Source organism: Algoriphagus halophilus, from assembly GCF_900129785.1.
In the GTDB taxonomy this organism is placed as follows: Bacteria; Bacteroidota; Bacteroidia; order Cytophagales; family Cyclobacteriaceae; genus Algoriphagus; species Algoriphagus halophilus.
Genome location: NZ_FSRC01000001.1, coordinates 1649354 through 1675982, shown reverse-complemented (window position 1 = coordinate 1675982; position 26629 = coordinate 1649354). Strand labels below are relative to the sequence as shown.

The 26629-nt window shown below is 38.0% G+C and carries 19 protein-coding genes; 14 read left to right on the top strand and 5 right to left on the bottom strand.

Annotation, left to right across the window (positions count from 1 at the left end; translation table 11 throughout):
- Nucleotides 1-4 precede the first annotated feature (4 nt).
- The 3 genes from BUR11_RS07060 to cls all read left to right on the top strand — a co-directional run bounded on the left by BUR11_RS07060 (nucleotide 5) and on the right by cls (nucleotide 4531).
- Nucleotides 5-1666 (top strand): M1 family metallopeptidase, encoded by a 1662-nt coding sequence (locus BUR11_RS07060; RefSeq protein WP_084560887.1) that lies wholly within the window; start codon nucleotides 5-7, stop codon nucleotides 1664-1666.
- Between the two features lie 212 nt (nucleotides 1667-1878).
- Nucleotides 1879-2967, top strand: coding sequence for an AI-2E family transporter (locus BUR11_RS07055; protein ID WP_074224083.1), 1089 nt, complete (start codon nucleotides 1879-1881; stop codon nucleotides 2965-2967).
- A 94-nt stretch (nucleotides 2968-3061) separates the two neighbouring features.
- Nucleotides 3062-4531, top strand: coding sequence for a cardiolipin synthase (gene cls / locus BUR11_RS07050; RefSeq protein ID WP_074224082.1), 1470 nt, complete (start codon nucleotides 3062-3064; stop codon nucleotides 4529-4531).
- Nucleotides 4532-4547: 16 nt separating this feature from the next.
- On the opposite strand, the gene BUR11_RS07045 is transcribed toward cls, so the two are convergent.
- Nucleotides 4548-7484, bottom strand: coding sequence for a PVC-type heme-binding CxxCH protein (locus tag BUR11_RS07045; protein ID WP_074224081.1), 2937 nt, complete (start codon nucleotides 7482-7484; stop codon nucleotides 4548-4550).
- Nucleotides 7485-7783: 299 nt separating this feature from the next.
- Here BUR11_RS07045 and BUR11_RS07040 point away from each other — a divergent pair, with 299 nt between their 5' ends.
- Together BUR11_RS07040 and BUR11_RS07035 are read left to right on the top strand one after the other, a co-directional pair.
- On the top strand, nucleotides 7784-8059 hold the full coding sequence (locus BUR11_RS07040; RefSeq protein WP_074224080.1) for a hypothetical protein: 276 nt from the start codon (nucleotides 7784-7786) through the stop codon (nucleotides 8057-8059).
- Nucleotides 8060-8228: 169 nt separating this feature from the next.
- A complete protein-coding gene (locus BUR11_RS07035; RefSeq protein WP_074224078.1) occupies nucleotides 8229-9854 on the top strand; it encodes a M28 family peptidase in 1626 nt (541 codons plus the stop codon).
- Between the two features lie 87 nt (nucleotides 9855-9941).
- On the opposite strand, the gene BUR11_RS07030 is transcribed toward BUR11_RS07035, so the two are convergent.
- Complete coding sequence (locus BUR11_RS07030) at nucleotides 9942-10697, bottom strand: sulfite exporter TauE/SafE family protein (protein WP_074224077.1); 756 nt, start codon at nucleotides 10695-10697, stop codon at nucleotides 9942-9944.
- A gap of 247 nt (nucleotides 10698-10944) precedes the next feature.
- Here BUR11_RS07030 and BUR11_RS07025 point away from each other — a divergent pair, with 247 nt between their 5' ends.
- From BUR11_RS07025 to BUR11_RS07015, 3 genes are all read left to right on the top strand, one after another.
- Nucleotides 10945-12276 (top strand): sialidase family protein, encoded by a 1332-nt coding sequence (locus tag BUR11_RS07025; protein ID WP_074224076.1) that lies wholly within the window; start codon nucleotides 10945-10947, stop codon nucleotides 12274-12276.
- Between the two features lie 175 nt (nucleotides 12277-12451).
- Nucleotides 12452-13600, top strand: a complete 1149-nt coding sequence (locus tag BUR11_RS07020) for a dipeptidase (protein ID WP_074224074.1) — start codon at nucleotides 12452-12454, stop codon at nucleotides 13598-13600.
- Between the two features lie 56 nt (nucleotides 13601-13656).
- Nucleotides 13657-15642 (top strand): amidohydrolase family protein, encoded by a 1986-nt coding sequence (locus BUR11_RS07015; protein WP_074224073.1) that lies wholly within the window; start codon nucleotides 13657-13659, stop codon nucleotides 15640-15642.
- A 231-nt stretch (nucleotides 15643-15873) separates the two neighbouring features.
- Here the strand turns inward: BUR11_RS07015 and BUR11_RS07010 are convergent, their stop codons facing one another.
- Nucleotides 15874-17778: a hypothetical protein gene (locus BUR11_RS07010; protein WP_074224072.1), complete on the bottom strand. Its 1905-nt coding sequence runs from the start codon at nucleotides 17776-17778 to the stop codon at nucleotides 15874-15876.
- 239 nt (nucleotides 17779-18017) lie between these two features.
- On the opposite strand from BUR11_RS07010, the gene BUR11_RS07005 reads away from it, so the two are divergent.
- Complete coding sequence (locus BUR11_RS07005; RefSeq protein WP_074225159.1) at nucleotides 18018-19205, top strand: PP2C family protein-serine/threonine phosphatase; 1188 nt, start codon at nucleotides 18018-18020, stop codon at nucleotides 19203-19205.
- Nucleotides 19206-19278: 73 nt separating this feature from the next.
- Here the strand turns inward: BUR11_RS07005 and BUR11_RS07000 are convergent, their stop codons facing one another.
- Nucleotides 19279-21897: a VPS10 domain-containing protein gene (locus BUR11_RS07000; protein ID WP_159439210.1), complete on the bottom strand. Its 2619-nt coding sequence runs from the start codon at nucleotides 21895-21897 to the stop codon at nucleotides 19279-19281.
- 224 nt (nucleotides 21898-22121) lie between these two features.
- On the opposite strand from BUR11_RS07000, the gene BUR11_RS06995 reads away from it, so the two are divergent.
- Entirely contained in the window at nucleotides 22122-23006 is an 885-nt protein-coding gene (locus BUR11_RS06995) for a sulfite exporter TauE/SafE family protein (RefSeq protein ID WP_074224069.1), read from the top strand.
- Nucleotides 23007-23137: 131 nt separating this feature from the next.
- On the opposite strand, the gene greB is transcribed toward BUR11_RS06995, so the two are convergent.
- The gene (gene greB / locus BUR11_RS06990) at nucleotides 23138-23653 is read right to left on the bottom strand and encodes a transcription elongation factor GreB (protein WP_074224068.1); all 516 of its coding nucleotides are present in this window, start codon (nucleotides 23651-23653) and stop codon (nucleotides 23138-23140) included.
- 94 nt (nucleotides 23654-23747) lie between these two features.
- Here greB and BUR11_RS06985 point away from each other — a divergent pair, with 94 nt between their 5' ends.
- The 4 genes from BUR11_RS06985 (at nucleotide 23748) to BUR11_RS06970 (ending at nucleotide 26627) form a co-directional block, all read left to right on the top strand.
- Nucleotides 23748-24029, top strand: a complete 282-nt coding sequence (locus BUR11_RS06985; RefSeq protein WP_074224066.1) for a hypothetical protein — start codon at nucleotides 23748-23750, stop codon at nucleotides 24027-24029.
- A gap of 61 nt (nucleotides 24030-24090) precedes the next feature.
- Nucleotides 24091-24900, top strand: coding sequence for a LytR/AlgR family response regulator transcription factor (locus BUR11_RS06980; RefSeq protein ID WP_074224065.1), 810 nt, complete (start codon nucleotides 24091-24093; stop codon nucleotides 24898-24900).
- 105 nt (nucleotides 24901-25005) lie between these two features.
- The gene (locus tag BUR11_RS06975) at nucleotides 25006-25695 is read left to right on the top strand and encodes a GIN domain-containing protein (protein WP_084560885.1); all 690 of its coding nucleotides are present in this window, start codon (nucleotides 25006-25008) and stop codon (nucleotides 25693-25695) included.
- 107 nt (nucleotides 25696-25802) lie between these two features.
- Nucleotides 25803-26627 carry a hypothetical protein gene (locus tag BUR11_RS06970; protein WP_074224064.1) on the top strand — a complete coding sequence of 275 codons (825 nt, stop codon included), beginning with the start codon at nucleotides 25803-25805 and terminating at the stop codon, nucleotides 26625-26627.
- Nucleotides 26628-26629 lie beyond the last annotated feature (2 nt).

Below are 26629 nucleotides of genomic sequence, written 5' to 3'. Positions count from 1 at the left end.
ACACATGTCTTCATTTTGTCCTATTCCCAATACCATGAAGAATTACTATATCCTACTATTTATCTTATTTTCCTCCTCCGCATTCGCCCGGACGGATTCATATCCCAAAAATCCTAAAGTAGATGTCCTGAACTACCAGTTTAACATCAAGTTATCTGATGATACTGATGAAATTACCTGTGAATTAATCCTTGATGTTCGATATCTGGGAGAAGGGGAGGATAGCCTTCGTTTAGACTTGGTAAAAGCTTCAAAAGCATTGGAAAATAAAGGAATGACCGTTTCATCCATTCAATCTGAAGGACAGGAACTTGCATTTACACACGAAGGAGAAGAATTAAAAATCAAACTACCATCTAGCTCCAAAAAAGATCAAGAAAAGCAATACCAAATTGTTTATTCAGGAGTACCAGCTTCCGGGTTAAAAATTGCCAAAAACAAATATGGGGATCGAACCTTTTTCAGTGACAATTGGCCTGATAAAGGAAGAAACTGGCTAGCTATGGTAGACCATCCCTATGACAAAGCTACTTGTGAATTTATTGTTACTGCTCCATCACATTACCAGGTGGTATCAAATGGATTAAAGATAGAAGAAACAGATCTGGGGAATGGAAACCGATTGACCCATTGGAAACAGTCTGTTCCAATCGCTTCTTGGTTGTATGTTTTGGGAGTTGCTCGTTTTGCTATGCAGGAAGTAGATCAGTTTGACCACAAGTCAATTCAGACTTGGGTTTACTATCAAGATCGAGAAAAGGGCTTTTATGACTTCGCAGTTCCCACAAAACAGGTTCTTGAATTCTACAGCGATTACGTAGGTCCATTTTCCTATGAGAAACTTGCCAATATCCAATCCAATAGTGTCAGCGGTGGAATGGAAGCAGCATCAGCCATTTTATATAGCGAAAATTCGGTTGTGGGGGATAGAAATACCCGCTGGAGAAATGTGATCATTCATGAGATTGCCCACCAATGGTTTGGAAATGCAGTAACGGAATACGACTGGGACGATGTTTGGTTGAGTGAGGGTTTTGCAACTTATTTTACTTTGTTGTTCAGAGAGCATGCGTACGGAAGAGATGATTTTTTGGAAGGACTGGCCAATAGTAAAAAGACGGTTGACGCTTTTCATGAAAAAAATCCCGACTATCGAATCGTCCATGATAACCTGAGTGATATGAGCAAGGTGGTGAGTTCCCATACCTATCAAAAAGGAAGTTGGATATTACACATGCTTCGGGGAGTCATCGGAACGGAGAACTTCTGGAAAGGCATCCAAGCTTATTATGCCAAGTATCAAAATGGAAACGCAACCACTGCAGATTTTAGAAAAGAAATGGAAAAGGCCTCTGGAAAAGATCTGGAACGGTTTTTTGAGCAATGGTTATATCAACCTGGAGCTTTAAGAGTGGAAGGTAATTGGTCATATGATACAGGTAAAAAACTAGTGAAAATCACTTTAAACCAAGTTCAAAACGATGGAAGTGAGTTCCTGATGCCTATTGAGCTCGCTATAAAGTCGAAAGACAAAACTGAGTTGAAAACCATTTGGATAAAAGAGATGAAAAATAGCATTGAAATTCCATTGGAAACCGCTCCCGAAGAAGTTATTCTTGACCCTAATACCTGGGTGTTGATGGATGCGAAATGGGAACAGAAATAAGGTGTTGAGTAAATAGTTATTCAGGGTTCAGTGATCGGTATTCTACCAAGTTAGAAGACTTAAAGTTGAAAACTGAAGATAAAAATGAGGAGGACTGGAGCTTTCAATTAAAATTAGTTAACTATAATCCTATCTAAACCAAAGGAAGATAGGGGTCTTGCTAAATATGAAATATTGGAACAAAATGTTATTTTGATTTTAAAATTCAATAAATGCAATCTAGCTCGATTAATTCAAGACTTTTTGGTATCACAGCTCTATTAATCTGTTTTGTATTAATTGTTTTAATTCTCATCCTAGCCAAATCATTTTTGATTCCACTTGCTTGGAGTTTGTTGATTGCACTGGCTTCCTTCCGCATGTTGAACAAAATCGAAAATAGATATAGGATCAATAGGATGATTTCTTCCCTCGTTTACGTGATCCTCATACTTCTGATTATTTTAATGCTTTTCTATTTTTTTTATATAGAGATCGTCTCTATTATCAAAGGAATCCCTGATTTCAGCATACTTCTGATTGAATCCATTCAACAAACCATCCTCTTACTTGAGGACTATGGGATTCATTTACCGCTCATAGACCAAAATCAGATACATATTTGGATCTCCAATCATTCCGAAACCATTTCTAATGTTTTGAAATCCTTGGGTAAGTCATTTGGAGAAATTTTTCTTGTAGGGCTTTATCTATTCTTTATACTCTATTATCGAGACAATTACCTTTATTATTTGAAGCTAAAGACAAAAGGAATTGAAACGTTTAGTGTTAAGAAAAAGCAAGTAACTGAAATTTCAGATGTGATAAGTAATTTTCTATTTGGTCTATTTTCCATCACCTTCATTTTGACCATTCTGTTACTGGTTTTATTCCTTGCAATTGGATTAAAGTATGCATTGTTTTTTGCACTTCTTGTTTCTCTATTAACTCTAATTCCTTATATCGGAAATCCCATAGGGATGATTATCGTAGTGATCTTCGCGATTATTTCCAGTGATGATTTGACACTTCCAGCTTTGGCTTTAGGCAGTATCTTAGTAGGGAACGCATTAAAAAGTTATGTTTTTAAGCCTATTATCATTGGAAATAAAATTAACCTAAATGCATTCGTAATATTTCTATCCGTGATTTTGGGTGGGTTAATTTGGGGTATTTCTGGAATGATTCTATTTATGCCATTTGCTGGAATCCTCAAAGTAATGATGCAATACAATGACAGAACAAAACCTTTAGTCGCACTATTTGTATCCATTCCCAAGGATATTATAAACTCTGAAAATGACCCTGAGTCGGCAAAATGAGATGATTATTATTTAAAATGAAAAACTCTCTAATAGAAGTACATTAATAAAGCTGCATGCAGTTTCCCGATTTTCTTTATAAATCTAAAGTTCAATGAATATAGGCCAGTTTTTTACGATCAATCATATTTTTTCTTTGGTATACTTATTCGCATTGATCTTTACAATTTTCAGAATTTTACTTGACACCCATTCAACCTCAAAAACACTAGCTTATTTATTGCTGGTTATCGTACTACCCATACTGGGAATGATTATTTATTATTCTGTGGGCATCAATTATAGACATAAGCGACATAACCATCGTGCAGTTTCTGTACAAAAAGATTTAGATCAAGATTATTTTCAAGTGATTCCCAATAACACAAATCATTTGTTAGAAAAGTATAAGGAGGAATTTGGCCATTATGAAGGATTAGTCAAGTTTCAACTTAATATGATGGGAGAGTACCTCAGTGAAAATTCATTTGAATTATTGGTAAATGGAGAGGAAAAATTTCCTGAAGTATTAAAGTCTTTAGAGCAGGCAGAGCATTTTATCCATATGGAATATTATGCCTGGGAAAATGATATTCGAGGTAATCAAATCAAAGAAATTTTAATTAATAAATCAAAGGCAGGATTGTCAATCAAAGTACTCTATGATGATTATGCCAGTAGAGGAATTCATAAAAATATAGTAAAAGAATTAAAGGAAAACGGGGTGGCAATTTACCCCAATATCAAAGTAAAATTGCGGCAATTTGCGAATAGATTAAATCATCGAGATCATAGAAAAGTGATTATCATCGATGGGAAGATTGGCTTTCTTGGAGGAATTAATATTTCAGATCGATATGATAACTCCATAGATACGGGTCTTTATTGGCGGGACACTCATGTGAAATTTTCTGGACCTCTTGTCCACAGCTTGCAAAGGCATTTTATCGTGAGTTGGAATATGGCTCAAGAAAAAAAGATCGAGTTCCAAAAAGAATTATTTCCTGAAAGTGAACAACTGGATGGGGTAGGAACCAAGGGGCTCGCACAACTCATGGCTGGAGGTCCTGTGTATCCCCAATCAAATATTATGATGACTTATTTTAAGTCATTTACAATAGCACGCCGCAGTCTGTATATTACAAACCCCTATTTTATTCCAAATGAAGGAATTCTAAACTCCCTAAAACAAGCAGCTTTAAGCGGAGTAGATGTCAGGATATTGTTACCTGAAAAATCAGATTCTGCAATCGTTGGAGCAGCTTCCAAATTCTACTTTGCTGAATTATTAGAGGCAGGAGTTCGAATCTTTCTCTATAAAAAAGGGTTCATTCATGCAAAGACAGTCGTAGCAGATCAAAAGATTAGTATCATCGGAACTGCAAATATGGATATTAGGAGTTTTGATTTGAATTTCGAATTGATGTCTGTGATCTACGGTTCAGAATTTGGGCTTAAAATGGAAAATATGTTTTTCAAGGACCTTCAAGAAAGTGTGGAAATGACCAAAGAGCAGTTTCATAATTTGAGCACTTTCAAAAAGTTGACCTTTGCCACTGCTAGATTAATTTCCTCCTTTTTGTAAAGGAGTCCCTTAAACTTCATTCAACCCCACTTTGTAAAAACGCTAACAAGTCAGCCATTTCTTGGTGGGTCATGCTATTTTCAAGACCTTCCATCATCAGAGAAGTTCCTAAAGAACGAAATTCTTTAATATTCGATTTGTAAATAGTAACACTTTCTCCCCCTGGCTTTTTGATAGTGATATTCTCATCAGTTTCATTAGAAACTATTCCAAGATGAACCACTCCATCATTAGTCTCAAGCCTATGGTTGATATATTTGGTATCCACTCCTGCGTTGGGATCAAGTATATCATGCAGGTTGGTTTCTTTGCTTTTTCGTCCTATTTCAGTCAATGCAGGACCTACTTCATTTCCGGTCTTTCCAAAGATATGGCAGTTTGCACAGATATTTTCAAACACGTTCGCTCCATCTAAAACAGACCCATTTAGCGCCAAAGCAGGCTTCATTTGATCAATTGCCTCTTTCCGATTTGAAACACCAGAATCAGTAAATAATTTTTCAGCCCTACGCTTTGTTTCTTCATTGTCCGTCCACCAAAGCAATGTTCTTCTCCGCTCTAAATCAAAATTCATTTCGCCTATATTAATTTGTCCATTTTCCAATCCAGTCAATAAAGCATCATGATGGGTTTCAACATAGAGCAGAAGGTCGCTGGCATACCTTCTGGTTTGGGGGCTTAACTCGTTCCAAATATCTACGATTTTTTTCCCGATTTCCTGTTCATTGTATTTAGATAATTGCCTTAATGCATTCTCTTGAAGTTTGAGAGGTTCTGTATTACTTAAACACTGAAATAGCACATCTGATTTGACTTCATAGGGAAGTAGTTCTATTAAAGACAATTGTTGGAGCCTAAAACTTTCAGACATGGATTTATCATTTACTTTCCTCAATGCCGCTTGGCTTAATTGTAAGAATTCAGGAGAAGTGTTCAAATGAAGTTTACTTCGCAATTGGGCTAATTCTGAAATCAAACCTGGGTCCCCAGATTGTTCTAATGCCAAAATATAGGGTTCAAGAGCGCTTCCACTTTTCTCATCCAGACCAAAGGAAAACTGTCTAATTATTTGTTGTTTGACACTCATTTGGACATCCGAATTATTCAAAGCTTGAAGAATAGATTTGGCATCATTCCCATCTTTTCCAGCATTTAAAGCAAGGGAACTAAGAAACTGCTCAGGAATTTGTATCGAGGGACTTACTAAAAGAGTAGAAAGTAATTCTGGTGCGAAAGGTCCGGTAGCTAAAGTATATGCTGCAATATTCCAGTCGTCATAAGGTAGGGTAATGGCATTTTGAACTCCAACCATAACCTCCTGTTTGAGCTCAGATAATCTTTCTATACCCAAGGTAGAAATAGAGAGCGCTGCTTGCATGCGAACCCGGTTATCAGGATCACCTAGGCTAGCTAAGACTGCTGCAAGGATATCTGGGTGAGCATCTAACTCTTGTTCTGCAACTAGTAAAGCATTTTCTCGGATATCGCGAGACGGATCCTGAAGTGCTCCAAGCAAGGCTCCTTCTTTAAATTTTTTCTTTGTACCTAAAATCCATAAAGCATGAAGTTTGGCGAAATCATTACCAGTTACCAAGTTCCTGTTTAATTCCTTAATTGTTTCATCTGTGAGGACTTGATCGATCAAAAGTCGGTGTGCGGTTTTTCTAACCCATTGATTGGAATGATTTAAACTCTTTACTAATCCTTTTTGGCTCTTAAATTGATCCAAATCGAAAGGAATATTTACGTCTTTTTTTGTGATTTTATAAATTCGACCCTGATCTTTTCCAGCCTCCAGATCCAATGTTTTTTCAATTTCATCTGGAATCCATTCAGGATGTTCTATCACTTTACGATACATATCAACCACATACATGCTGCCATCTGGCCCTAAATTCATATTTACAGGACGAAAGGAACGGTCGGAACTTGCAAGGAAATCACGATTTTCCAAGGCTCTAGAAGCTATAAAAGCAGAACCATTGGATTGTATTTTATCTACATGAATTAGATTTAAAACCACATCTGCGACCCATATGGTATTTTCGTATTCAACCCCTAGAGAGCCTCCTCCATAATAGGTTATCCCACAAGCTCCAGAAAAATAACCAGATTGCTCAGGATGATTCACACGGGATTCTTGCTCTCCAATTGGAAAAATACGAGCTAAGCCATTTTCTTCATGATTTGAAATATTATGAAGGGTATGGTTTTTCAAGATTTGATGACCATTTTTATATCGGTCTGGAAAAACAAGCTGAGAGATATGTTCCAGGTTATGCGTTTCAAATACCCGCCCAAAATCATCCATTGCGAGTCCGAATCCGCCAGAAGATTCACCCAAGCGTTCCAAGGTTTTTGTCTCCAGATTAAATCGGAAATCCTGACCTCGTAAATCCAACTGACTATCTGGTTCACCCCACCAAAATGGCTTTCCATCATTTCCACCATTGGCTGCATAAATCCAGTTATCTAGCCCAAAAGTCAGGGCATTGTAATTGTGTTGTAAATTTCCAGTAGAAAATCCACCCATCAAGGTATCCACTTTTTCAGGGATATAATCTTGATTTTCATCACGGACAAATAATAAATAGGGGGGAGCTGCCACTAAAACGCCTTTTTTATAGGGCATAAATGAGTTGGCTAGCTGCAAGTTTTCTATGAAAACAATCCTATCATCATATACTCCATCCTTGTTCCTATCTTTTAAGACCAAGATTCTACTTTGCTGATCTTCAAAAGGATATCCCGGCATTTCTAGCACCAGAGCATCTCCTAATTCATTAAACTCCAAATCTACTGGGTCCTTAATTAATGGTTCAGCAGCAACTCTATCTAAGGAAAATCCAGGTTCAATTTGAAACTCCTCCAGCACTAAATCCTCTTTACAGGAAAAGAGAAAACAAAAGGCTAAAATTAAATACTGAATAGAAATAGGAAACTTTTGTTTCATGAGAGCAGATAAAAACTAGGGGTTGAAAAAAAGAACATTGTGAATTTAAAATAATAAAATTTTAAAGATTCCTACTCGCACAAATCAAGGATTAACAATGTCTTTTAAATGAAATCTCAAAATATAGATTTCTCGGTCTTTGATTTGAATTGAGTCCTTTCAAAAAATAAATCTAAGCAATAGAGCCATTCCGAAGAGGGCGACTTACCACATCAATATAAATTACTGGTTATCAGAACAAAACATACTCCGAAATGAATATTTTTTGATAACTTAACATAGGATCAAACTACAAAATCATGAAAAAAGTAATTATTACCGCAAAAGTGGAAGATTCCGCAAAGTGGGAAGAAGGTTTTCGAACTCATGGCGAATTGTTTAAGCGCCAAACATGTGCAAGTCCCATTCATATCTCCATCCAGGAGGGAAATGAAGTAGCACTAATATTTGAAGTAGAAAATCTAGATACCTACATGAAAATCCTTGAAACTGAAGGCCCAGCTGCGATGGCAAATGATGGAGTGATCAGGGAGACCGTGAAGATTTTTGTAATGGACAAAGAGTTTCATTTATAGGATATTCAATAAATTTCTACCATTATCAAATAGATTGTTGGGGAGGCGTAAATTGTAATTACGCCTTTCTTTTTAAGGATTTCCAATACCCCATCTTATGAAATCATTTGACTTTTTGCTTTATCTTAAGTGACTGTAAATTTGAAGATTAACTGTTTATCCCCTTACTATGAAAAACTCCCTAATTTTTCTTTTCCTAATAACACTACTCGTTAATTGTAAACCTGCTATCCTAGATGACCAGGCATTGCTTTCTTATGCAGATATGGCGGATGCAGATCTGATCAAGAGACATATAGCAGTACTTTCCGACGATAGTTTAAGAGGGAGATTGCCAGGAACTCCTGAATATGAAGAAGCTATGCAATATGTGATTGATCAGTATCAATCTTTGGGTATCAAGCCGCTGGGAAATAAGGAGGGAAGTAGCTATTTACAACCTATGACTTTCAGGAAATCCATCATCGATGAAAGCTCCTCTTACCTTATCCTGAATAATCAGGATACTGCGAAAGTAGGAATGGATTACTTTTTCCTTGGAAACTCGAGTTCACCCGAACTAGAATTTGAAGGAGAATTGGTGATTGCTGGATATGGTATAGATGCTGCACAGTTTGGTTATAATGATTTTGAAAACCTAGAAGTAAAGGACAAAATTGTAGTCATTTATAACGGAGGGCCAGATGTATTGCCTGCCACAGAACGTGCACATTTTAGCAATACCAATACGAAGATTAATACCTTAAGTGAAAAGGGGGCATTAGGAATCATTTTTACCACTTTCCCAGAAGGGAGAGGTAGTTTTAAGGGAAGTTATGATCGCTATTCAAAAGGTGGTATTGTCAGTGTAAAAATGCCTGATGGTGAATTTGCCGGTCGATCCAACTATGGAAACATGAAATTCGGAGGTTATTTCGATTGGGAATTTATCCGAAAAATCACAGCTAATGATGTAGATCTTATTTTGGAAAAATACCTTCAAGGTGAAGTCACGCAGCCAAACAATACTATTTTCTTAAAAGGAAAAATTGTAAATAATTTTTCAGAATTTGAAAGTTCCAATGTTGTTGGAGTTTTGGAAGGAGCTGAATTAAAAAATGAATACGTCATTCATACGGCACATTTGGATCATGTAGGAGTGGGAACTCCTGTGAATGGTGATTCGATTTACAATGGAGCTCATGATAATGCGTCGGGGATCAGTGCTATGCTAGAGATTGCCCGGCTCTACAGCGAGTTACCTTCTAAACCTAAGCGTTCGGTCATCTTTGCTGCAGTAACCGCAGAAGAAATGGGCTTGTTGGGATCATTGTACCTGGCAGAAAATCCGGTAGTGCCTGCTGAAAGCATTATCGCCAATGTTAATACTGATATGCCGACAATGGTCGGTCCCTTGGTTTCCGTGGAACCTTTAGGAGCAGAGCAAAGCAGCATTATGAAAATAGTGGAGCGATCTACGAGTTTGCTAGGATTAAAAATCGATGAGGATCATTTGCCAGAGGAGGTTCGTTTCGTCAGAAGTGATAATTACAGTTTTGTAAAAGCAGGCATTCCAGCTTTAAGGATGAAATTCGGTATTCAGACGAAAGATTCTCCGACAGGATTGGACTCGGCAATCACCCATATGATGAGCCAGATTTATCATAAACCCTCTGACGAACTTGGAGCCAGCTTTAATTTCGAAGGGGCCAAAACTTATGTTGAACTTCAGTTTATGAATAGTTATCTGATTAATACCTCGGAAACCAGGCCAACTTGGAATGAGGATTCGTTTTTTAAGCGTTTTGAAAGGTAAATTCCAATTAATCCTTAAGATTCCCTGCATGTGAAAAGGAATTGAATTGTGTGAATTTCCCTATTGAATAACCTTCCTATATGTTATTTATTTAAACAGGATGATTATTGCCCCTAAAGCAGTCAATACCAAGATCATTTTTCTAAAAAATGCCTCATTGATCCTTTTAACAATGTTGATTCCAAGAATAAAACCCAGTATAATGCCCGGAATCAACTTTAGATCCAATAGCAGGGTTTCTTTGGAAATGGTTTCCCAGACAAAAAAGTGAAAAGGTAATTTGAATACATTAATAATCAGGAACAACCAGGCAGCAGTACCTATAAAGTGATTTTTAGGCAGTCTCATGGCTAGAAAATAGATATTGGAAATTGGTCCAGCCAAATTTCCCACCATCGTTGTAAATCCAGCTAAAGTTCCAATTCCACTGGCAAAAGCCCAGTGGGTAGGCACTGTTTTCTCTTTTTTTTGATCCCACCAAATAATAATAGCCAAGATCAGGAAAATGAGTAGTACCATTCCATATTTAAAGGCTTTCTCTGGGAGATCCATTCCCACCCAGCTTCCCAGAAATATTCCTAAAATCATCCAAGGAAGGAACTTGGCTATGTAGCTCCATTGCGTATGCCGATTGTAATAGATGACAGCAAAGACATCCGCAACAACCAGAAGTGGCAATACAATCCCTGTAGATTGTTTTGTTTCAAAGGCAATGGCCATAAAAGTCACATTGATAATGGCAATTCCTTTGATGCCGGCTTTGGACATTCCAATTACAAAAGCGGCTAAAAAACTAAGAATCCACGAAGTGGTACTGATTTCAGAAAGGACGGCTAGAAACATGGATTGGGGTCAAAAGCAGGGGCTAAGATATTTCTATTTTTTCAAACTTATAAAAATCAATGGATGGACAACAATCATTCAGTCTAAGAAATAGAAACTTTATCCCTTTTATCAAGGCTCCAAAAGCTACTCCACCTACCTGAAGTTCGGAAGGCATTGAAGGCATCGCTTAAGTTCGAAAAAAGGAATTCACAAATGGAGGTATCAGTCGCTCCAATAATTAATAAATATTGATAACTTAATTCCCATGAATTGGAATCACTACAAACTTATATTACCATTTATCCTATTCGGTCTATTGGCTTCTTGCAAGAGCCCAGAAGACAAACCCATTGTTACGTTAGCTGAAGAAGGAGATCAACCTGCTATGTCTAAAGATCTTGATGGAAATCTTGGAATCACTTATGGAAATGGAAAAGACATCTATTTTGCATTCTCTTCGGATGAGGGCAACACATTTAACACAGACAAAGTAGGGACCTTGGAAAATATGTTTCTTGGTATGTCATGTGGACCTAAGTTGGCGATGGGTACTGACTATTATTCAATTGTAGCTCCGACGAAAAAAGGAGATTTACTTGCCTACAGGAAAGCAAAGGGGAATGGTACTTGGGAAGGTCCCTTCCAAGTTAATGATATCAAGGGATCTGCGGGAGAAAGCCTTGCAGATATCACCGCAGATACTCAAGGAAATCTTTTTGCTACCTGGATAGACACTAGATCGGTTATGCCTGAAATGGATCACAGCAAAGGCAAAACAGAACTTGAAGCCTCCAAAGATAAAAGCATCCCAAAAGAGCTCAGTAAAGAAGAAATCATGGCTGAGCTAGGGGAAATGCCAGAAGGAGGAGAATCCATTAGACAATATCCTGGAGAAGATGGAAACATGTATTGGGTAGTTTTGGATAAGGATGGAAAAGCCATCAAAGCAAAAGACATGGAATCTTACCGGGCGTTTAGAGCCAAGAATTCCAAAAGAAAAGCACCGGAAGGGAAAATATATATAGCGAAATCAACAGATGGAGGAAAAAGCTGGAGTAATAGCCAATTGGTTTATGCCTCGCCCGATGGATCCGTTTGTGAATGTTGCATGCCCACTATTCAGGCGGATAAAGATAATCAATTGTATATCATGTTTCGCAATAACCTAAAGGGTTCAAGAGACTTACATTTAGCCATTTCAAAAGATCATGGAAATAGCTTTAGCAGTCCAATAAAACTCGGTCAGGACACTTGGCAACTCAATGGCTGTCCCATGGACGGGGGAGGTTTTCGGGTGATCAACCAAGACAATATTGCGACAGTTTGGCAGCGTGATGGGCAGATTTTTATAGCACAACCAGAGGAACAAGAAATTAAGATTGGTACGGGTAGATCCCCTAGTATTGACGCAGGAAATAAAGGGGATTACATCACTTGGTCTGAAGGGGAAAACATCATGTTTCTTGGCCCTAATAGTACCAGTGCGCAAGTCCTGGCAAAGGGGGCCTACTCAAAAACCATCAGCACAGATCAAGGCGATGCCATGTTGATTGTTTGGACAGCAGAAGGGAAAATTAAGTTAAAGAAGGTTTCTTAATAGAGCCCTGGGCAAGTTAGGTGGATTTCTAGGGGAGAGTCCCTTGTTTAATAAGCAAAAAGCAATCACTAACTAATTGGAAGCTATTATTTTACATCTTTTTGAAAAGGTAAATATGGATAAAAATTGTAGTTTGCTTTAGGTAATAAAATCATCACCCAACCATTTATCAATCATGCCTATCAAACGGAGGGATTTTTTTAAGATTTTAACCCTGGGTGGAGTTTTGTCAGAACAATTTTTAATTGGACAGACCACTGGGTTAAATTCTGTTGCAGCTGCCAATCCATCATCTGACCTATCTAAATCGATGAGACTTGCTGACAGTATTGACAAAGTATATGACGAAGCAATTGTTTATGATGGATTGGTCATTGCCCGCAACTGGAATGAAGCTTCATTTGAGGCCCTTCAAAAATCCGGTTATACCGGTTTCAACGCCTCTTTAGATACAGGGAATTTAGCCAATGCGCTCAAAAACTTGGAGGATTGGCAACGTCGTGTCAAAGAAAACCCAGATCGATTGATGCTGGCCACCAGCGCAGAAGATTTCATTAAAGCAAAGAAAGAGAAAAAGGTAGCTGTCATGTTGGGTTTTCAGAATTCTTCCATCATTGGAGACTCCATTGCTAATTTAGATACCCTTTATCAAGCCGGAACTCGATGGATGCAATTAACCTACAACGAACGTAATTTAATCGGAGATGGCTGTACTGAGCGGACCAATGCAGGTCTATCCGATTATGGGATAGAGGTAGTAGAACGAATGAATGAGCTTGGGATTATAATAGATCTCTCGCATTGTGGTTCACAAACCACCAATGATGGCATTAAATTCAGTAAAAATGGAGCTTCAATCAACCATTCTATGTGCGAGGCATTACACAAAGATCATCCGCGTGCCAAAACAGATGCTCAAATTCGTGCTATGGCCGATAAAGGCGGGGTCATTGGGATTATTTGTTTAGGCTATATGATCGGACCGAATTTAGGCGTAAACACTACCATGGAGACTTATGTGGATCATATAGAGCATGCTGTAAAAATAGGGGGAATTGATCATGTGGGATTGGCTTCAGACTTCCCCATCCAAGGGTTACAGGCTTCTGGAGCAACACGCGAAAATTGGTATGTTCCACGCCTGACTCGATTCAAATCATCTTATAAAGTTCAATGGCCACCTTGGATTCCCGAACTGGATACGACAGACCGATATCGCAACGTGGCAAGTTCGTTAGATAAAAGAGGTTTTAGCACAGGAGATATTGAAAAAATTCTTGGGCAAAACTGGCTTCGCTATTTTCGGGAAACATTAAAGACTTGATATCCTCCTGCATTCATTCCAATCTATCCCTGAACTTTATTCCTTCTCCATTTCATATGAACTATTCCATCTTACTGATTTTTCTGCTAGTCAGCATATCCTCAGGATACAGTCAATCAATTCAATCCGACACGACCATTTACGATGTGGTTTTTAGGGAAAACAATGCAGGTTCTTATAAAAAATGGCAAACTACTGATCGGAGTTTTGGATATTACTATACCTACACTGATAGAGGTCGAGGTCCTAAATACAAGGAAGAGATTTCCCTGAACAGTGAGAATTTTATAATAAATCAGCGTATAAAAGGTTTCAACTATTTAAATGTACCCATCGATGAAAGTTTCTCCAGTAAGGAATCAACTGGACTCAGTAAAAACATGATGGGCACTACTCAAGGCAACTTCAATGGGGATCAACTCTATTTTCGTTATGATGGCTCGCCTGCAACATATGAAGTACTGGCCCAACTGATATTGAAATCTGAAACAGGTCAGGTTGATCTCTATCCTCAAGGTACCACTGAACTAATTAAAAAAATTCCTTTTACCCTCTCCAATGGCACATCTGTAGAATTGTTGGTAATAAAAGGACTAGAACTTGACCCCACTTATATATGGATGATGGGTGACAAAATGGTTTGTATGATTTCGGGAAATCTACATATCATAAGACAAGATTTGAGTGGAATGCGCCTTGAGATGAAGGCAATACAAGACAATATTGAAGATGAAAGTCTCAAAGAGGTTGCTCAAAATCTAACCCATAAGTTGGATCAAGCGGTCATTCAAAATGTGAATGTGTTTACGCGAGCAGGCACATTACTTTCAAATCAAGATGTTATTGTTGAGGCGGGAAAAATAAAGGCTATTCTCAAAACTGGGGGCGAGGCAATCGAACAGGGGGTAACAATAATTGATGGAACAGGGAAAACCCTTTTGCCCGGCATGTTTGACATGCATACCCACAATGATAAATTCAGAGGCATCATGCACTTAGCCGGCGGAGTGACTTCTGTAAGGGATTTAGCCAACAACAAACAGTTGAAAAGCCTGGCAGCGCAATTCGAAAGGAATGAAATTATCGGTCCTAACATTGTCATATACTCGGGAATAATTGATGGTCCTGGGCCTTTTGCCAATCAAAGAAATGTCATCGAAAACTTAGAGGAAGGCTTAGCAGAGATTCAAGGCTACAAAGACTTAGGGTACCAGCAAATTAAATTGTACAGTTCCATAAAGCCGGAATGGGTGCTTCCTTTAGCAGATAAAGCCCATCAACTTGGAATGCGAGTCAGCGGTCATATACCTGCTTATATGACGGCAACTCAGGCAATAAATCAAGGTTATAATGAGATTCAGCACATCAATATGTTGTTTCTTAATTTTTTATCTGACACGATAGATACTCGAACACCTTTGCGATTCACCATGCCTGCCCAATATGGAGCAGATCTTGACCTTCAGTCGCAGGAATATCATGATTTTATAAAACTACTTACATCCAAAAATATTCTGGTAGACCCTACTGTAGCCATTTTTGAAAATATGTTCGTTTCTCAATTAGGTGAACTTAGTCCCACCTATCAAGCCATTGCAAATAGGTTTCCAATCATTGAACAGCGAAGTTTTTATTCAGGAGGGATTCCGAAAGCGGGAGCACAAGTATCCAGATACAAGGAGAGTTTTGAAAAGATGCTCGCAGTAGTTGCTGATTTATTTAGGCAAGGCGTAGCGATTGTTCCTGGAACAGATGGATTACCAGGCTTTTTATATCATAGAGAGCTCGAACTTTATGTGAAAGCTGGTATTCCAGCTTTTGAAGTATTGAAAATGGCGACTATTAAATCAGCCGAAATTACTGGTCTGGCAGATAAAGTAGGGGCTATTGAAGTTGGTAAACAGGCTGACCTTATTCTAATAGATGGAAATCCGCTAGCTGAGATTAGCGATATCCGAAAAATCGAATGGACTATGAAGGGTGGAAATCTATATTATAGCAAAGAGCTTTATAGCTCCTTAGGGGTGAAGTGTTTTAACTAGTATACCAACTTCACATTCGATCCTTAGTCTGACATATTAATCTTACAGATAGAAATCATTTGAAAACTGGAAAATCTTGAAGATCAATAAAATAAAATTAGCAGGTTTAATACCCGATTAGGATACCTGCTCTATTTCAAATACCAAGGTATTTATAATTCTTAGTTCTTAATTGAAAATAAAGAGTGGTAGAAATATCAGCTTTTGGGACAAATAATGACTAAAAATTTATTAGAAATATCGTCTCCAATCAAAGATCATCCGCATCCCTATATTCCAAACAGGTATTAAATTCGGTTTCTGCACACCCTCCGGTAAAATAACCGAAGTTTTTCGAGGTAAATCAACACCTACCGTAAATTGAATATTCATACTTGAACTTTGATTCTTGGAAAATGTATGAAAAGGATTGTATTCCAAAACAGGAAAATCAAGTTTTGTGGATGAATATGACATGTAAACAATACCATCAGGAGTTGGAATTAAAATACCTGTTTCTTTGGCCCCATAAAAAGAAACACCAATCTCTCTTCCCAAGACAAATTGAAATCTTCCTATGGGTGATGCTATTCCAGATTGCCATGGAATTAAACCTCCATTTGCTGAGGTAACAGCCATTTTCGTTAAGGTCTTAGGAGATGTCAGGGCGAGTATTGGAGCCAAAACCAACATGTCTCCCGGAATTAACCAAAATGGCAATCTAAGCCTAAATGCATAAGCAGACCTGCCCGGGATTGCCGATGGAACAGAGCCTTGGGGAATAGTTCCTACATTTTCAGAAAACTTATTTGAAGTTGATGCATCTTGTCTAAAACCTCCCTGAATAAAAATCAAGCCATCCCCAGATCTATTCAATACACCATCAAGACCAAGCCCCAGTCTTAGATTGATCTCTAAACCTCCAGAAGCACCAGAGGAATTCTGATTTTCACCAAACCCACCATGGACCCAACCAGCATTTAAAGAAGATGAAACACCATAAAAAACTCCCATTTCGGTTCTGTATCGAGGAATTTCACCTAAACCCTCCGCCAAACCTGGGACTGGTGTTTTCATCAAAACTTCTGGCAGATAATCATTCCAGTCTTTTTTGGATGTGGCGACCAACTCTGTCTTATTGACTCTTTGTGGAATCAAAAAATTAGTGCAGACATTCAATGTATCAGGAGTATTATAAGAAGATAGAACATCAGTTTGATAGTCTAATTCCCATTCACCTGTAGCAGCCATAATTAATTGTTCAATGCTCAGTTTAATACTTTCTGCCGCAAATTCTACATCTTCTTGACGCATAAAAGCATCTCCCAATGAAATGAAACGCTTTCCATCCCAGGTTTGAACCTCAAGTCCTTTCTCATTATAGTAATCATGAGTTCCTTTTCGAACTGCAGAAGGACCCCAAGTTCCCGCAACATGTCCAGATGCATAAGAATCTTCTAAAAAGTGTATGGCGAAAGCTTCGTCTGCAAAAGCAGCAAGTATAAGTTGGGACTTCTCCTGTTCAGAGAGTTTTTCGGATGCATATCGAGCGGCTTTATTCATGGCAGACATATGAAACCAAGAATAGGCTCCTAAAGCATTCATTGGTTCATCTTTACTCAAACAATCCTCTAGATACTCTTCTACACCCATATCCACATCTCTACGAGCCAAGAGAAAGTGTACATTATTTGAGCTAGCCCGAAGTGCATATTCCTCATCAGCACGTTGAAACCTAATATCTGAATCTCGCAAAGAATTGATTCTTTCACTAAGATTTCTAGATTCATTGATCTTAACCTCCAATTTTGCAGCAATAGATACCACATTTAGTATCCAATCTGAATTCAAAATTATTTCCATCATGTCTATAGGCGAGCAGCTATGATCTCCTGCTATTCCAGCCCAAGTAGCAAAATCAATTTGGGTTGGTTCAAGCCCTTGACTTGGATCTATGATTGATTCTGTAAGTCTGTCTGAATTACCTTTTCTAGCTTCAAACCATAGCTTATTTAAAGAAATCCTCCTTTCATTGCTTAATTTTTGGATCGCAAGAAAAGTGATCAATCGATGCTCCGGAAAAATCCATGCAGTAGCTGGTTGGCAAATGAGAAATATTAAAATTAGAAGAGTACTTCGAAAACATAATTTTCTCATAATAAAAATGGGTTATTATCTATATCCAATTTATTATACCCAATTTAATATAATTGAAGAGCTAATTAACTGACAATTGTCAGTTGCCAATAAATAATATTAAACTATTCCACTCTTATTTATTCAATGTCATTATGCCTTATAATTAGAATATTTTGGATTGAGCAAAGGGATTATTAGTTTAGAATTAAGAAGTACATCCATAAAATAAATAGGTATACCTAGGTTCACAGATGGGAATGAGCGCTAAAGAACTAGTTTCATTTAAGGAATTTGAAGATTTGTTGATTAAAGCAACAAATACGGCAAATGAAGGAATTACTATTAGCTCCATGGACCAACCTGACAGACCTCTTGTTTTTGTAAATGATGGTTTTGAACGATTGACAGGATACTCAAAGAAGGACGTTATTGGGAAGAATTGCCGATTCCTTCAAGGTAAGGATACAGATGAAGCACCAGTAGAAGCCATTCGACAAGCAATCAAAAATGGAGAACGGACTACCGTAGAATTACTCAACTACAAGAAGGATGGAACACCTTTTTGGAACAGGTTATCCATTACTCCACTCAAAGATAAAAATGGCGTAACGACCCATTATGTAGGTGTACAATCAGATATTACTGAATTAAGGGAAACACAAAAAAATCTTAAGGCAGCAAATAAGGATTTAGCCCTATTTCAGGATAGAATCAACTTTGAATTGGAAGAGGCTAGGAGAGTTCAGAATTTCATTCTTCCATCGGCATTACCTGAAACTGAAAAAATCAGATTTTCCTCAGTTTTTGAACCAATGGATCAAATTGGCGGAGACTTTTATGATGTGATTGAGATTGAGAAAGGAGTCTATGGAATTTTAATTGCTGATGTAACTGGGCATGGGATACAGGCAGCATTATTAACTTTTATGACCTCATTTGCTTTTAAAAATGCAGCCCTGCAAACTAGCTCAACAGCCAAAGTAGTCTCAGCAACAAATGAAAAGCTGTACGATAAAATGCCTAGAGGGTCTTTTATTACGATGTTTTATGCGGTCTATAATTCAAATGACAAATCTCTTACATATACCCAAGCGGGACATCCAGAAGGATATTTGCTTAGACCCAGCTCAAAGTCAGTGATTCCATTGACTTCTGAAAGTCCTCTTGTAGGTGCTTTTAGCGGTGATTCAGTAAACTATAGAGAATCAAAAATTCGGCTGGAAGTCGGGGACAAAATTATTTTATATACGGATGCGATTCTTGAGGTATGGAATAGTGATCATGTCATGTTGAGCAAGGATGATTTCATTTCATTTTTAATTGAAAATTCGAATCAACCAATACATGATCTTTTGGGAAGAATTAAATCCTTTGGTCTTAACTACAGCGGCCAGAAATCTTTTAAAGACGATTTCACCATGTTAGGATTTGAAATCCTTGAATAGAGATTTTAAATAAAAATAGCCCTTATTAAGGGCCATCTTTTAAAATCTGACTATTCTTTATTGATCATAAGAATCAGAATCCATCCCGTACTAAATAAGGAGATGATGGCTCTACCACATCAAATGTCTGTTCCAAAGTTTGATCTCCTGAAGAAAGCTTTACGGTATATTTTCCTGTTTGAATAAACCTTTCGTAGTGAACAAAGTAAGGAGCATCGCTGCTTTGCTTTTTCACGACCAAATCCCATCTAAGTTGGTTAAATCCTTTACTTCCGGTCAAATCTTCCCCCCAGATTTTATTATTTGACTCATCGAAAATTGAAATATTCACCCGTTTTGGTTGATTGAGCCAGAATGAAAAGGTAGCTTTTTCAACTGTTCGATAATCAGGGTCTCCACTGGAGGAATTGAACCAAGGTCTAGGAGTAGGATGGATCTCAAAGAAATGGTCTGTAGAAGTTGAAAGATTTTGACTGAGCATTTCATGAATGGGTTGAAGGTTAGTTTTATAAATACCTCGTCCATGAGTGGCCACAACCAAATCCATGGTTGGTTCATAAAATTCCAAATCTGCTACCGCTGCCGCAGGCATCCCTACTCCTAAATAAGACCAGTTTTGTCCGCGGTCAATAGAAACATAGACTCCTCGCATTCCACCCAAATACAGAATATTTTCATTTCTAGGGTCTTCTTTGATTACATTGACTGGCTCATCCGGAAGACCAGATGCGATACTTTTCCAGGTTTTCCCATCATCTTCAGAAGCATAAACATAGGCTTTCAAATCATCGTAATTGATTCCGGTCATCGCCATATATACACGAGAAACTTGATGATGGGAAGGGGAGATGCTTCGAATGTAGTTATTGGCAATTCCGATGGAATTTTCTTCCCATGTGGCACCTTCATCTTTTGATACCCAAAAAGCCCCATGGTCAGTACCTGCATACAGCACTTCTTTTTTGATGGGTGATTGGGCAATATCACCTGTAGCAAAAGATTGTTTTCCAGGATCGGAAGAAACAGCAAAGTTCGGACTTATCGCATCCCATGTATCTCCTCGATCTGTACTTTTCATCAAATAATTTCCACCATGATACAAGGTTTGATGATCATATTTCGATAGAAAATAAGGGGTCATATAATTAAATACCAAGGTATCATTTATATCCTCAGGAAGCCTAGGCATGATGGATACTGCTTCATCAACTGATTTATCCAAACGCATGGCATCTCCATGTTGCCTGCTATAATAGATAATGGATGGGTCTACCGGGTCAATTTGAGTTACACAGCCATCTCCTCCATCCCAAGGATCAATCCAAACATACTTCCAAGGGTCAGGGAATCGAGTGTTAAGTTCCTTTGCAGGACCATATACTGTGGCGTCATCCTGAGTACCTCCATAAATGGTATAATTTGCCTGATCAATCGTAATATCATAAAATTCACCCGTTGGAATATTGTTATAATGAACCCAAGTCAATCCCTTGTCATAGCTCACATAAAACCCTCCATCATTTCCCAAGGCCAGATGATTGGGATTCGTTGGGTTAATCCATAATTCACATTGATCTAAGTGGAGCCCTTGGGCCAAACTTGGATTCATCCTGCTTACTTGACCTCCGATGTAGGAAAAAGTCTTACCACCATCCATGCTATGCGCCAGACGCACTCCCAAGCAAAAAACTTCTTCGTCATTTTCAGGATTCACATACACATCGGTGAAATACCAACCGATTCCAGGAAAGATTTTGAAAGGTCCTGAATGGGTTTTCGTCCATGTTAGCCCTCCATCTATAGTCTTATATAATTCTGCGGCTTCGTTACGTGCATTGTTCAAGTTGTCAATCAGTGCATAGGCTTTATCAGGATTGGAATTGGAAACTGTAAGACCGATACGACCAATTTTTGGACCATTGGGTAATCCATTGGTACAAAGCTCCCAAGTAGTACCACCGTCCTTGCTACGATACACCCCACTATTTTCTCCACTAATTCCAGGATACACTTCCCACAGGGATGCATACATGACTTGAGGATCGGAAGGAGAGAATTGCACCTCATTGGCACCGGTCAACTCATCCTTGTACAGCACCTGCTCCCAAGTTTTCCCTCCATCCATGGTTCGGTAGAGCCCCCGGTTTTCATTTTTGGTCCATAGATGTCCCAAGACTGCAACAAATACGATGTCCGGATTGGTAGGATGAATCTCTATCTCAGAAATGGACCAAGAATCCTCCAAACCGATATGTTCCCAGGTCTCGCCGGCATCATCCGAACGAAACATCCCTGTTCCGGGTAAGGTGAAATTTCTTGGCTTTTTTAAATTTTCTCCTGTACCCAAATAGATGATATTGGGATCCGAGGGAGCTAATTCCATATCCCCAATACCGATGGAGGATTGCTCATCAAAAATTGAACTCCATGTAACTCCGTGATTGGTAGTTTTCCATATACCACCCGAACCAAAGCCCACATACATGGTACCTGGATTCGTTTCATCTACCTGAACGATATCTGCCCGTGCCGAATTAACTGTGGGGCCTAAGGAAATCCAGTCTAATTTAAAGGTCGTTTCCTCCTTCATTTGCCGGTAGGATTCAAAAGAAGCTACCAAAGGAGAAGAGGGCTGTTGAGCAAAAATTCCAGAGGAATAAAGCATCATAAAAAGCAGGAGAATGAATTTCACAGGTAGGATCCTCATTTTATTGCTTAAATAGTCAAAATAGGGCATAGGAAAATTCTTTGGAGTGTTAGAATACCAAAACTCTTTGTAAGAGGAATATTAACTTTTTTTATTGAACATCATAAATCTATATCCCTGAATTAGAGGAAAATGTATTATCTTTTTCAAATCTCATAGTTTGAATTAAACTATTGCTGTCGTATGAAATTACTTCTAACTTACTGACAATGATCACATTCATTTGGATTGCCCTTGCCATATTAACTTGCTGGTTTTGCATTGCATTAGTAAGGGATTTTTTAAAACATAAAAATCAGTTAGAACCCGTAAGCTGGACCAAGACTTCCATCATTGGATTTGTGGTTAACTTTTTTGATGTGCTGGGCATTGGCGCTTTTGCCCCACAGACAGCCTTATTGAAATTCACCAAACAAACAGAAGATAAGGTAATGCCAGGGACTTTGAATGTGGCCAATACCCTTCCTGTGCTCTTTCAGGCCTTGATCTTCATTACTATTATAGAAGTAGATGCTTGGACCCTCATATTAATGCTAGTATCTGCAGCCTTAGGAGCCATTATTGGAGCAGGCGTGGTCTCCAAACTTTCGGAACGTAAGATTCGATTGACTATGGGGATTGCCTTGTTGATTACAGCAGTGTTTATGATTGCAAGAAACTTGGATTGGATTCAGGGTGGGGGAGATGCCATTGGTCTTCGGGGAGGTAAATTAGCGATCGCAATTATCGGTAACTTTTTCCTAGGAGCTTTGATGACAGCGGGAATTGGATTGTATGCCCCCTGTATGGCCTTGGTTTTTGCCTTGGGGATGTCTCCTCAAGTTGCCTTTCCCATCATGATGGGTTCCTGTGCATTTCTGATGCCACCTGCTTCCATCCGATTTATCCGTGAGGACGCTTACAATAAAAAAGCAGCCATTGCCATGGCGATACCGGGAATTGTAGCAGTATTAATCGCAGCCTTACTGGTCAAGTCCCTGCCTTTGGATGTTCTTAAATGGGTCGTGATAGGGGTTATATTATACACTTCCGCAGTAATGCTGAGAGCAGGATTAGTTCAAAAGGAATTGAGTATGGATTTGGAGGAAAAGTGATTTGGAATTATTCTGAAATTACAATCAGGAAAACGGTATTAGAAGAACTCCAATCTATCTACACGAAGAAAAAATGGTGTATTATACATTACCTAATTCTAAGCAATTCCTTATTGCTATGATAAGCAAAACTACTTTTGGTACTCTATTTTAAGAATCTTCCATACAAAATCACCCATTTTGGTTTTAACTATCACCTCATCTCCCACAGTTTTACCAAGAAGCGATTTTGCCATTGGGGAGTCCATAGAGATATAATTTTTGTTACCTATTAACTCTTCGTAACCCACAATACGAAAACGATTTTGAAGACCTTTCTTTTCGTTTTTAATTTCTACCCAAGCCCCAAAATTCACTTTTCCTTCTTGGTTGGGGTGGTAGTCAATGACTTTAAAGTCATCAATACACTTACGCAAGTAACGTAGGCGATTATCAATTTCTCGAAGACGTTTTTTGTTGTAATGGTAATCGGCATTTTCTGAACGATCTCCCAAACTTGCGGCCCATGCAACTTTAGCGGTAACGTCTGGCCTTTCAACTCGCCACAAATGATCATGTTCTTCCTTTAATTTTTGAAAGCCTTCAGGAGTAATTAATTGTGAGCGATTGAGTTTTGGCAGCGTTGATTCTGGAATTTTTCGCCTCATGATAAATGATCTTGTTTAGAAAATTTTTGCAAGATAATATAATGATGGGATAGGTTTTATATGCTCCATGTAAGGCCTTGGTTTTTCCTTGGGGATGTCACCTAATCTTGCTTTACCAATAAGGATGGATGGGCTCCTGTGCATTACACCCTTACATTCGGTTTTTATCCGTGAGGATACATACAATAAAAAAGCAGCCATTGTCATGGATATACCTAGAAATATAGTTGTTTTAATCGAAGCTTTGGTATTCAAATCCTTGCCATTGGATCTTCTTAAATGGGTAGTACTCGTTGTTACATTATACACCTCCGGAGTGATGCTCAGAGCTGAGTTGGTTCCAATGGAAATGAGTAGGAATTGGGAGGAAAAGTGATGTTGGCCTATTCTAAAAAGGCCATATATAACCAAAATATTTTTTTTAAATTAGTCATGAAATGCCTGATTTGATAAAGAAAGCTGCCTCAAGCTACCGTTGGGTTCGTAATTCGATTATTTCTCTATTTATAGCAAATATCCTTATTCTTATAGGTAAGGATGATTGGATTGGACGGTTTAAGAACCCCTTGCATTATTTGGATATGCTCGTGACGTTTCTTAGCGTTTATATAATTTTAGAAATTATTGATCGAGTAAACTTTTTTTTAAATAAGAAATTTGAATGGACTAAGGAGACTTTTAAGAGGGTGATCTATCAACTTTTATTTGCCATTATAGTACCTGTAATTCTATCCATTCTAATCACTTTTATCCAATGGGAATTTATATGGCATCAGGATCTTTTTAAAGATAATTATTTCAAATACGAATTTTTCCCTCAGGTTTTACTGATTCTAATTATCAATTTATTTTTTGTTGTAATTCATCTTTTTAAAGTAAGAGTTCCAAGGGACAATGAAGTGAATTTATCGAAGACACCATCAATTATAGGTAGAAAAGGGGGGAAAAAAATACCTGTTCAGGTGTCTGAAATTTCTTATATCCAATTAAAGCAAGGAATTGTTTACTTAATCACTTTTGAGGGAGAGGAATTTTTTCTCTCAGAAAATCTGGATCATTTCGAGAAAATCTTACCTCCCAGTCATTTTTTTCGAGCGAACAGACAATTTATCATTAGGAGAGAGGCTTGTAAATCATTTGCCTCAGGCACTAATGGGAAAGTAGATGTGACAATTTTTCCTGCTTTAGCAACTATTCAAGTTAGTCAGAAAAGAGCTGCCAATTTCAGAAGTTGGATTAGTACCTAATACTTCATCGACTTCAGCATATTTTTTATCGACTTCGGTGACAAATCATTGATTAAAGCAAACCTAAGAGGTTTTTTATCGATCTTTAATTTAAAACCCAACATTATGAAAACTACTATGAAAACCTCCATTCAAAAATGGCTGCTTTTTGCATTAGCCAGTACAACTATTCTTCTATCGTGTAAGGAAAACGAAGACTTATGTTTAAATGGTTCGGGAAGAGTAAATGAATATGACCTATCAGTAAACCAGTTTGATAAAATTTCAATTTCAGGTCCAGTTAATCTAAGAATAAAACAGGGGCCTATTCAAAATGTTACGGTGTTTGCAGAACCGGAATTAATGCAACCCATAAAATATAAAGTATCCAATGGAGAACTAGAAATAGGGTATGAAGACAATATTACTTGTTTCAATACCAATTTTGGTGTTTGGATCGCCATTACAGTACCCGATCTTAAAGATATTATTGCCAATGGCGATAACATCATAGAATCAGATGGTGATCTTGACCTTAATGACCTTTACATCATTACCTCAGGAAAGTCAATGATGAATCTTACAGGTAAGGTAACCTCCCAATCTATATTCAGTTCAGGCCAAACAGTAGTGAATAATTTTAATCTCTTAACGCAATCGACCATTCTAGATATTTCCGGTGAAGGAACCTTAGAAGTTTCCTGCGAAACAGAACTAGATATTGAGGTTGACGGACTTGCCACAATTTCCTACAAGGGAAATCCTACCATCACACAAAAGGTAACTGGGTCACTGAATCTTATTGATGCCAATTAATAACTATCGAAAGAATCATGAAAAGGCCTATCACACTAACCTGTTTTCATTGGAATTCGTGGTTTGAACAATCGCAAATTCGAATCGTAACCCACATTGTTCAAAATATGAAAAAGTATACTTTTTTATTCATCGCATTTTTCTTTACGTCAAGCCTGATAGCCCAAGATGAAAAGCATAATGAGTTCTCCTTGAATTGGGGAATGGGTCAAATCATGCGGCAAGACCAAACTGTGTCGCCTTTTATCCACCAACAGTGGGCACCCATTAATGTATTGTTGACTTATAGTCGATCAAAAAAGTTAGATCAGCTAGCTGAGATTAAGTTTAGTTTATACAACCCAAGTATCGTTGAACCTTACAGTTTCAACTCATTTTATAACGGGAATGAAACTGGTATAGCGCATAGTTTTAAACTTATAGATTTTAACTATGCCCTAGGCAAGTCTATTCTTGACAAAAATCAATGGAGGCTCGTAGTAGGAGGAAAATCAAGGAATCAAATTTATTCCTCAGACTACAATTTTGGCCCCACATTGACCCCTTCACCGATGTTTATCTCATTTGGGCTTGACCTATGGCTAAATCTTAGGTATACACTCAATGAAAAACACTATTTCAAATCCAACCTTGGACTCCCTTTATTTTCCTACATCTACCGCGCACCCTATGCAGCGCAGAATGATGATTATTTTGAAAACATCTATTCTCACAAAGGAATTAAAGAATTTACAAATAGGGTAAAGGATGGAGAATTAGAATCATGGGGAAATTCCCAACGTTTTGACTTTGATGTAAGGTATGGTTACGTCCTCAATGAAAAATGGGATATCGGATTAACATATCTTTTGGCACTGAATTTCAACCAGTCACCCACTCATTATACCCAAATTGAGAATGTATTTTTTATCAATGGAAAATTTAAATTCTAGAA